The sequence below is a fragment of the Sphingobium sp. IP1 genome, assembly GCF_002708645.1.
GTDB lineage: Bacteria > Pseudomonadota > Alphaproteobacteria > Sphingomonadales > Sphingomonadaceae > Sphingobium > Sphingobium yanoikuyae.
Genome location: NZ_NOIW01000003.1, coordinates 1 through 9,158, shown reverse-complemented (window position 1 = coordinate 9,158; position 9,158 = coordinate 1). Strand labels below are relative to the sequence as shown.

At 64.5% G+C, this 9,158-nt stretch carries 9 protein-coding genes; 5 read left to right on the top strand and 4 right to left on the bottom strand.

Annotated elements, in window-relative coordinates:
• Positions 1-22 precede the first annotated feature (22 nt).
• Positions 23-2,683 carry a TonB-dependent receptor gene (locus tag CG471_RS01515; RefSeq protein WP_099230078.1) on the bottom strand — a complete coding sequence of 887 codons (2,661 nt, stop codon included), beginning with the start codon at positions 2,681-2,683 and terminating at the stop codon, positions 23-25.
• Between the two features lie 200 nt (positions 2,684-2,883).
• Here CG471_RS01515 and CG471_RS01510 point away from each other — a divergent pair, with 200 nt between their 5' ends.
• The 4 genes from CG471_RS01510 to CG471_RS01495 all read left to right on the top strand — a co-directional run bounded on the left by CG471_RS01510 (position 2,884) and on the right by CG471_RS01495 (position 6,252).
• The gene (locus CG471_RS01510; protein WP_010339098.1) at positions 2,884-3,627 is read left to right on the top strand and encodes a GntR family transcriptional regulator; all 744 of its coding nucleotides are present in this window, start codon (positions 2,884-2,886) and stop codon (positions 3,625-3,627) included.
• Between the two features lie 8 nt (positions 3,628-3,635).
• Positions 3,636-4,679 carry an SIS domain-containing protein gene (locus CG471_RS01505; RefSeq protein ID WP_180275589.1) on the top strand — a complete coding sequence of 348 codons (1,044 nt, stop codon included), beginning with the start codon at positions 3,636-3,638 and terminating at the stop codon, positions 4,677-4,679.
• The gene (gene nagA, locus CG471_RS01500) at positions 4,679-5,812 is read left to right on the top strand and encodes an N-acetylglucosamine-6-phosphate deacetylase (protein WP_099230074.1); all 1,134 of its coding nucleotides are present in this window, start codon (positions 4,679-4,681) and stop codon (positions 5,810-5,812) included. Before CG471_RS01505 ends, nagA begins: the two co-directional genes overlap by 1 nt.
• 125 nt (positions 5,813-5,937) lie before the next feature.
• Positions 5,938-6,252 (top strand): hypothetical protein, encoded by a 315-nt coding sequence (locus tag CG471_RS01495; RefSeq protein WP_099230072.1) that lies wholly within the window; start codon positions 5,938-5,940, stop codon positions 6,250-6,252.
• 38 nt (positions 6,253-6,290) lie between these two features.
• Here CG471_RS01495 and CG471_RS01490 read toward each other — a convergent pair whose 3' ends face one another.
• From CG471_RS01490 to CG471_RS01480, 3 genes are read right to left on the bottom strand one after another with little or no spacing between them, the layout of a single operon-like run.
• Positions 6,291-6,881, bottom strand: a complete 591-nt coding sequence (locus tag CG471_RS01490) for a TetR/AcrR family transcriptional regulator (protein ID WP_099230070.1) — start codon at positions 6,879-6,881, stop codon at positions 6,291-6,293.
• 12 nt (positions 6,882-6,893) lie between these two features.
• On the bottom strand, positions 6,894-7,142 hold the full coding sequence (locus tag CG471_RS01485) for a hypothetical protein (protein ID WP_004212448.1): 249 nt from the start codon (positions 7,140-7,142) through the stop codon (positions 6,894-6,896).
• A gap of 41 nt (positions 7,143-7,183) precedes the next feature.
• Complete coding sequence (locus CG471_RS01480; protein ID WP_099230068.1) at positions 7,184-8,356, bottom strand: MaoC family dehydratase N-terminal domain-containing protein; 1,173 nt, start codon at positions 8,354-8,356, stop codon at positions 7,184-7,186.
• Positions 8,357-8,504: 148 nt separating this feature from the next.
• On the opposite strand from CG471_RS01480, the gene CG471_RS01475 reads away from it, so the two are divergent.
• Positions 8,505-9,074, top strand: coding sequence for a TetR/AcrR family transcriptional regulator (locus tag CG471_RS01475; protein WP_099230196.1), 570 nt, complete (start codon positions 8,505-8,507; stop codon positions 9,072-9,074).
• The last annotated feature ends 84 nt before the right edge of the window (positions 9,075-9,158 follow it).

The following is a 9,158-nucleotide window of genomic DNA, read 5'->3' as shown; positions in this document are numbered from 1 at the left end:
CGCCTTCTGACAGGCGAGGCAATCAATAGTTGAAGTTCACCGTCGCCAGGAACTTGCGGCCCGAGCGATAGACGCCGCGCGGCAGTGCCGTGGTGTTGGCATAGGCATAATATTCCGCGTCGGTCAGGTTCATGCCCGACAGGGTGATGCCGATCTGCGGCGTGACATTATAGGTCGCCGACACGTCCAGATTGTCGGAGTCCCGCACGAACATATTGTCGCCACGGTCGATGCCGGTGAAATATTTCGACCGCCAGGTGTAAGTGGCGCGCAGCGCGACCGGGCCGCTTTCGAAGAAGGGGCTGACGCTGGCCTGATGCTTGGAATTATAGGGCAGCGCCTGGCCGCCTTCACCCGAGCCGTCGGAATAGGTGTAGTTGGCCAATATGCCAAAGCCATAAGGCAGGTTCTGCTGATAGGCGACGGCAAAGCCCTTCACCTCGGCCGAACCGGCATTGTAGGGACGGCTGATCTGATAGGTCGTCACCCGGCCCTGAGACTGGTTGAAATAGCTCTCGGGCGCCGTCTTCTGCAGGATATAATTGCTGATATCCTTGTAGAAGACTTCCGCCGACAGGATCGAGCCCTGCTTGAAATACCATTCGACCGAGGCGTTGAGATTGCCCGACGTATAGGGCTTCAGGTTCGGGTTGCCGCCACCGCCGGTCAGCACCGTGTCCGACAGCCAGAAATAATTGGTCATGTCGGCATAGTTGGGACGCGACATCACCTTGGCTGCGGAGAAGCGCAGGATCAGATCCTGCTGCGCGGTCCAGGCAATGTTGGCGCTGGGCAGCCAGTTGTCATAGCTGCGCTTGGTGGTCTGCCAGGTCCAGTCCGCCGCGCTGTTGCAGGGCGCACCGGCGTTGCAGACATAGCCGGCGCTGTCGGTCTTGGTGTTCACATAGCGCACGCCGAAATTGCCGCGCAGCGTGCCGGTATCGAAATTGGCCTGGGCATAGACCGCGTTGATATCTTCCTGGATGTTCCAGTTGCCGGCGGTAAATTCGGCCGCCGCGAAGATCGACGGGGTCGGCAGCGTCTGGCCTTCCAGATAGTCGACCATCGACGGACCGCTGATGATGAAGCGGTCGGTCATCTGGTCGTTCACACCACTGAAGCCGCGCAGATAATTGCCCGCGACCGTCTTGGGATCGAACTGCGCCGCCGCGACGCCCAGGCCATTGAGCGCGATGCCCGCATATTGCTGGCCGGTCTCGTGATGGCGATATTTGTAGCCGATCTGGATGCGCTTCAACGCACCGTCGAAATCGAAGCCGAGATCGGCCTGACCGTAACGCTCCTTGTCGCTGGTCGGCTTGGTGACGGTGTTGCCGCTCCAGCCCGGATCGGTCACGAAGGCATTGGGGTTACCCTGAACGTCGGTGGCATAGGTCAGCGAACCCGGCGATTTGGGCGCACCGCCGATATTCACGGTATAATCCGCCCAGTTCAGGAATTCGAGGAAGACCTGCCGCTTGGTGCCGCCGTCCGCGTCCGACAGGCCGCCTTCAACCGTCAGATCCCAGGTGCCACCGTCCCAGCGCGCCTTGCCGCGATAGGTGTCGGACTTCATTTCCGCCTCGCGATACTGGACGTCCAGCACCGACAGCGCATTCTTGAAGGTTGCGCTGGTGACGATGCCGTTATTGACTTCCAGCCCGGTCAGCGCGCCCAGGCTGTTCCAGGTGTTGCCCTGAAAGGCATACATGGACTGGTTGAGGTTGTTGTAGGTGGCGTCGATCTTGAGCCAGCTCGCTTCCAGGGTCAGCTCGTCGACCGGCTTCCACTGGGCGGTGGCCGAATAGGTCAGGCGCTCGCGGCCCTGTTCGAAATAGGAGGTGCCAAAGGCGTTGGGGCTGATCGCATCCAGATTGTTGCTGAGCGTGGTGGCGCATTCGCCGACGCAGCCATTGTCGCGCGAGTCCACCGGATTGTCGGCATTGCCGCCGGCCCACTGGTCGGCCTTCATCGTGCCATAGGTTTCGACGCCATCGCGGCGCAGCCGGTCCTTGGCGCGCTGGAACGAGGCGAGGATGCCGAACGTGCCTTCCTCATTATGCCAGCTGACCAGCGCCGACCCCTGGATATCGCCCTTCTTCGAGCGATCATTGTAGAGATAGCCAAGCTGGCCCGCCATGGTGAAGGGCTTCAGCTCCAGCGGCTTGCGGGTCACGACATTGACCGTGCCGCCGATCGAACCTTCGTCGATGCGCGGTTCGGGCGACTTGTAGACATCGACCCGGCCGACCAGCTGCGGCGCGAGCAGCGCATAGTTGAAGGTGCGGCCCGGCGAGTCGAGGATGAACCAGTCGGCCGATGCCACGGTCTGGCCGTCCAGCAGGGTGCGGTTGAGCGCCGGATCGGTGCCCAGGATCGACACTTTTTCGCCCTGGCCGAACTGGCGGTCGACGGTGACGCCGGGCACCAGCGTCAGCGCTTCGGCGACATTGGTATTGGGGAATTTGCCGACATCTTCGGCGGAAATGCTGTCGACGATCGCGTCAGCGTTCCGCTTGACGTCGATCGCCTTGGCGAGCGAGGCACGATAGCCGGTGACGACGATATCGCTGGCATTTGCATCGGCGTCCGGCGCGGAAGCATCGCTTCCCTGCGCATGCGCGGCACCGGAAAACAGCGCGATGGCGCTGGCGGTACCGACCAGAAAAGTCCGAATCCCCATATCTCACCCCTTATTTATATTTGATGCATGGCACCAATTGGGCGGACCAACTGCATACCAATAAGCAGACCATCCGCCGAAGTCATATCGCCGTCAAGAGGGATATTTTCAAAATTGTGACGGCGTTTGAAATTTTTCACTGGCATATGGTATTTAATTGGTCTTAGTGTGCAAGCAACACATATGCTGGTGGAGACGAGATGCCGCTGCTTGCCGAACAGATTGGACCGCTCGACGCGCTGGGCGGTGGCCCGCTCTATCGCCGGCTCGAAGACGCGCTGCGCGAAGCGCTGCGCACCCAGCGACTGAAACCCAATGAGGCGCTACCGCCCGAACGCGACCTGGCATCGGAACTCTCGGTGTCCCGCATCACCCTGCGCAAGGCGCTGGATTCGCTGGTCGAGGAAGGACTGCTGGTGCGCAAGCAGGGCGCCGGCACCTTCGTCGCCAACCGGGTCGAAAAGCAGTTCGCCAAGCTCTCCTCCTTTTCCGAGGATATGGCGGCACGCGGCCGCACCGTGCGCAGCGAGTGGCTGGGCCGCAGCGTCGGCGCGGTGACGCCCGATGACGCGCTGACGCTGGGCCTAAGCCCCGGCGCGGCGGTCTACCGCTTCAACCGCATCCGCTATGCCGACGATGTCGCGATGGCGCTCGAATATTCGACCATTCCCGGCTTCGGCCTCGATGGTGTCGATGTCGTCGGCGCCTCGCTCTATGCCGCCCTGGAAGCCGCCGGCAACCGTCCGGTCCGCGCCCTCCAGCGCCTGCGCGCCGTCCTGTTCAACGCCGAACAGGCCAAGCTGCTGGGGATCGAGGCAGGGGCGCCCGGCCTCTATATCGAACGGCGCGGTTTCCTGGACGATGGCCGCGTCATCGAAGCGACGCAAAGCTGGTACAGGGGCGATGCCTATGACTTTGTTGCCGAACTCGACATGCGCGCCTGACCGAAAAGATGCCTGACACGATGCTCAATCCGCAAGATACCCTGATGTTCGCCGAGGCCGCAGAGGCCGGCGCCGTCATCGCCCGCCAGTTCGCCGCCAACGCCGAAACGGTCAAGGCGCTGGCCGCCAGCCTGCGCGCAAATCCGCCGCGCGGCATCGTCACCTGCGCCCGCGGCAGCTCCGATCATGCGGCGACCTTCGCCAAATATCTGTTCGAAACGCGCCTGGGCCTGCTGACCACGTCGGCCGCGCCCTCGATCGCCTCGGTCTATGGCACAGCTCCTGCCCTCGCCGACATGCTGGCCATCGCCATCTCGCAGTCGGGCAAGAGCCCCGACATCCTGGCCACGGTCGATGCCGCCAAAAGCGCAGGCGCAAGGACCGTCGCGATGGTCAATGTCGCCGACTCGCCGCTCGCCGGCCAGGTCAATACGCTGCTGCCGCTCCATGCCGGGCCGGAACGCAGCGTCGCCGCCACAAAGTCCTATATCGCATCGATCGCCAGCCTGCTGAACCTTGCCGCCCATTGGAGCGAGGATGCAGAATTGCTGGCGGCGCTGGAGACTGCCCCTGCCCTGCTCGCCCAGGCCTGGGCCTGCGACTGGACGCCGCTCGTCGAACAACTCGCCACCGCGCGCGGCCTCTACGTCATCGGCCGCGGCATCGGCTTTGGCATCGCGCAGGAAGCCGCGCTCAAATTCAAGGAAACCAGTGGTCTTCACGCCGAAGCGTTCAGCGCGGCCGAGGTCAAGCATGGCCCGATGGCGCTGGTCGGCCCCGATTTCCCGCTGCTGGTGTTCCGCCAGGCGGACGAGACCGCCGAGAGCGTCGATGAACTGGTGCGCGAGGTTGTCGCGCGCGGCGGCCAGGTGCTGATCGCCGGGGAGCCGGTCGATGGCGCCATCCACCTGCCGGTGCCCGCCGCCCATTCGGCGATCGAGCCGATGCTTCAGGTCCAGGCCTTCTACCGCGCGGTCAATGCGCTGTCGGTCCGGCGCGGCTTCAACCCGGACCAGCCCCCGCACCTTGCCAAGGTGACGGAGACCCTCTGATGCGTCACGCTCTGGTCAATGGGTCGATCCTGATCGACGGCCACTTCCATGCCGGCAAGGCACTGCTGATCGAGGGCAATCGCATTGCCGCGATCCTGCCCGACGCCGATGTCCCGGCCGATGTCGCGCGGCGCGACCTCGGCGGCGACCGGCTGGTGCCCGGCTTCATCGATACCCAGGTCAATGGCGGCGGCGGCGTGCTGTTCAATGATGCCCCGACGGTCGAAGGCATCGCCGCGATCGGCGCCGCCCATCGGCGTTTCGGCACGACCGGCTTCCTGCCAACGCTCATCAGCGACGATCTGGCCGTCATCCGCCAGGCGGTCGCCGCCGTCGACGCCGCGATCGAGGCCGGCGTGCCGGGCGTGCTCGGCATCCATATCGAAGGCCCCTATCTCAATATCGAGCGCAAGGGCATTCATGACGGCGACAAGATCCGCCCGCTCGATGCCGAGGGGCTGGAAGTGCTGTCTTCGCTCAAGCGCGGCCGCACCCTGGTCACGCTGGCGCCCGAGCGGACCTCGCCCGACATGGTGCGCCAGCTGGTGGAGCGCGGCGTGATCGTCGCGGCGGGCCACAGCAATGGCCGCTATGAAGATATGATCGGTGCGGTCGAAGCTGGCCTGTCCGGCGTCACCCATCTCTACAATGCCATGTCGCCACTGGGATCGCGCAAGCCCGGCATCGTCGGCGCCGCGCTGGAGCAGGATAGCGTGACCTGCGGCATCATCGTCGATGGCCATCATGTCAGCGCCACCGCGCTCAAGATCGCGCTGCGCTGCAAGCCATGCGACAAGCTGATGCTGGTCACCGACGCCATGCCCTCGGTCGGCTCCGACGCGGACGAGTTCATCCTCCAGGGCCGCCATATCCTGGTCCGCAACGGCGCCTGCACCGATGATGCCGGCACGCTCGCCGGCTCCAATCTCGACATGATCACCGCCGTCCACAACAGCGTCGCCATGCTGGACGTCCCAATCGAACGCGCCATCGCCATGGCATCGGCGGCCCCGGCCGCCTTCCTGGGCCTTGCCGCCGAAACCGGCCGCATCGCGCCGGGCCTGCGCGCCGACCTGCTGCAACTGGATGCCCAGGGCGCCGTCGTGCGCAGCTGGATCGGCGGCAGCTACTGAACCAAACATCGCCGGGGCGGTTGGATTGCGCCCCGGTTCCCTGCCTGCTCGGCCCCGCTTATGATACAGATCGTCTCACGGCCACCGGACGTCGGGACCAGACCTGTTGCCTTGAGAGGATGCCGATGAAAACTGTCCTGATCGCCGCCAGCCTGTTGCTCACTGCCGCCGCGCCGCACATCGCCATGGCGCAAGCCCCTGCCGCCGCGCCTGCCCCGGCCTATAGCGTCGAAACGACCGACATCGGCACATTGCTCGACAATCCCGCGACCAAGGCCGTCCTGGACAAGAATCTGCCGGGCTTCACCGCCAATCCGCAGATCGACATGGCGCGTTCGATGACGCTGAAGGGCGTGCAGCAATATGCCGCCGACACGCTGACCGACGCCGCGCTTGCCAAGGTGCAGGCCGACCTCAACAAGATCCCGGCGAAGAAATAAGGGTAAGGCCGGCGCGCATAGTCGCGCCGGCTGACCTGTTAGCTGCCTCGCCCATCGGCATCCTTGCCGGTCGCATGGCGCATCAACGCCTCCACCATGGCCAGCGCCTCGTCATGGCCCAGCGTCACGCCCAGGCTCTGCTCCATCACGATCGACCGGGCCATGCCCGCCGCCAGCACGGAAAGGCCGACCGGCGACAGCCCCGCGCCATCGGCCGCGCCGATCGCCCGCGTCTGGATATCGCGCAATTCCTCGACAAAGGCGGCGATTTCCTGCCGGATCGCCTTGCGATGGTTGGACAGCGCCATGAACTCCAGCACGATCGCGCTGCCATCCGGATCGAAATTGAGCCGCCACAGCGCGCGCAGTGGATCGGGCGTATCCAGCCGGTTCGCCAGTTCTTCCTTGAACCGGGCGGACAGGCTGCGGAACAGCGCCAGCAGCAGGTCGTCCGTCGTCGCGAAATGATAATGGACCAGCGCCGGCGTCACGCCGACGATCTTCGCCACGCGCCGGGTCGTGACGGCGGCATAGCCCTCCTCGACCATCAGCCTCTCGGTCGCGGCCAATATCGCGCCGCGCGCCGAAGCCCGTTCCTTCCTGCCGGCGCCGGTGATGCCTTTTGCCATCGCGCCTGCGACCTATTCGTCCAGCATGTCCATCACGTCGCGCGCGGCATTGCGATCGGCTTCATCCTCGAAGGCGACATCCAGATCAGGCGCCGCGCCCAGCATGTAGAGCAACGTCCACAGCGCGAAGCGCCGGGGACGGTCGGTCTCCAGCCCGAAAGCCACCTGCATCCGCTCGATCCCGGCCGCCATGCCCTCGGGTGGTACGCTGGCAAGGTCGTCGGTGCCGAAATAATGGCGAAACTGATCGTCTAAATCCATCGCCGCGCTATTCCACAGCGCGGCGCGCTTGACCAGATGGATCAGGCCGGCCGTTTGGGCAGTTCGATCTCCGCCTTGGCCGTGGCCAGCACCGCGCCGGCCTGATTGGCCATGCGGCAATCGACCTGCACCATGTGCCGGCCATCCTCGTCCACGAACTTGTCGAGGATGGTGCCAGTGGTGATGGTGATGTCGCCGGTCAGCGCCGGGCTGCGATAATTGCAGGCGGAATGGCGGATCATCCCCCATTCCCCCGCCCAACCAGCGAAATAATCGGTGATCCACGCCCCCATCGACGCGCCATAGCCATAGCCCCGCGGCATGCCGATGAACCGCGCCCAACGCGGGAAGAGATGGCCACGCGACGGGCCGACATAGGCGCCGTCGGTGAATTCCGGATTGATCGCCTCCATCACCGGATCATTCTCATGCCCCGCCATTTCCTTGACGAAGCCCAGCGCTTCCATGTCGAGGTCGGTGCGCCGGTGCGTGCCGCCCCATTGGGTGAAGATATAGGATCGCCATTCGGTGGCGAAGGACACGATCGAATGCGGGCCGACCACCCGCTCGGGCAGCGCCGCGCCGACTGTCGCATCGTCCCACCAGCGCCGGTCATGGCCCAGATCGTGGAGCATCTGGATCCACTGCATCTTGCGCGCTTCCAGTTCCTCCAGTTGGTCATCGGTCCAGACCGGATCGTCAAAGCCCTCGGTCGGGACATTATCCTTGCCCGCTTCCTGGCTGTAGCGGATCGAGGTGGAGCGCTGCTTGGCGATCAGGTCGCCCTGCTGGTTATAATAGAAATTATCGCCGCGCTGGAAACAGGTTGGCCCCGCAAATTTCGTGTCCTTGACCGTATAGTCGAACGGGATGCGTTCATTGAGGATACGGTCGCCCGCCACCATGCGCGGGCCATAGAACCACCATTCATCGCCACCGAACAGCATGTGCGAATTGGGCACCCGGCCGATACAGGACGGCGCGGAGCCATGGGCGCAGTCCATCGTCACGGCAAAGCTCTGCGGCGCGACCATGCCGCCCCAGCGGCTCTGCGCGGCATAACCCGCGTCATAATGGAGCCGGTTGGGATAATGCATCGCCTGCACCCAGCGGCGGATATCGCCATTGTTGATCGGCTCGACCATCCGCGCGGGCTGGATCGGCTTGCCCAGATAATTGTCGATATCCGAACAATCGAGCGTCGGGCTGGTCATGGATCGTCTCTCCGCAAATGCCTTGTTTGGCGCCAAGGCTAGCGACGCCCTCGCGCAGCGACTTGACCAAAATGGACAGGTGCCCAGCCATTGCCGCGCCTCGCAAAATTGCCCAGAAGCGGAGACGGAGAAGGACGGAAAGGACGATATGGCTACCGCTCGCAGACTTGGCGCCGAAGGATCGCAGAACCGCGCCCGCTTCATCGACGCGGCCGAAACGATCCTGACAGAGGTCGGCGAACATGGCATTTCCGCGCGGCAGGTAGCGCAGCAGGCCGGGCTCAAGACCCAGCTTCTCTATTATTATTTCCGCACCATGGACGATCTGCTGCGCGCCGTGGTGCAGCGGATCAACGAGCGGCGCATGGCCCGGTTTGAGCAGGCGCTCGCCGCGCCCAGCCCGCTGCGCGCCATGTGGGAGATGATGCGCGATCCCTCGACCGCTGCCCTTGCCGCAGAACTCAGCGCCATCGCCCATCATCGCGAGGCCGTGCGGGCGGAAATCGTCACCGCCGCCCAGACGTTCCGCGCGCATCAGGCGCAGGCCGTTGCGGCGCTGCTACCGGCCGATCGGGCGGGGCAGGCCGGCGGCCTGGTAATGATCGCCGCCTCGCTCGCCCGCATGCTGGTCAGCGAGACCGCGCTTGGCCTCACCGAAGGCCATGACCAGGCCCTGGCGATGATCGAGGTCATGCTGGACCAGCTCGAAGCCAAATGATCGCCCCGGCGCTATCGCCATTACCGGCATCGCGCCCCCTGCCCCACCCCTGCTAATAACCTGTTCAGCATCGCGGCCCGACAC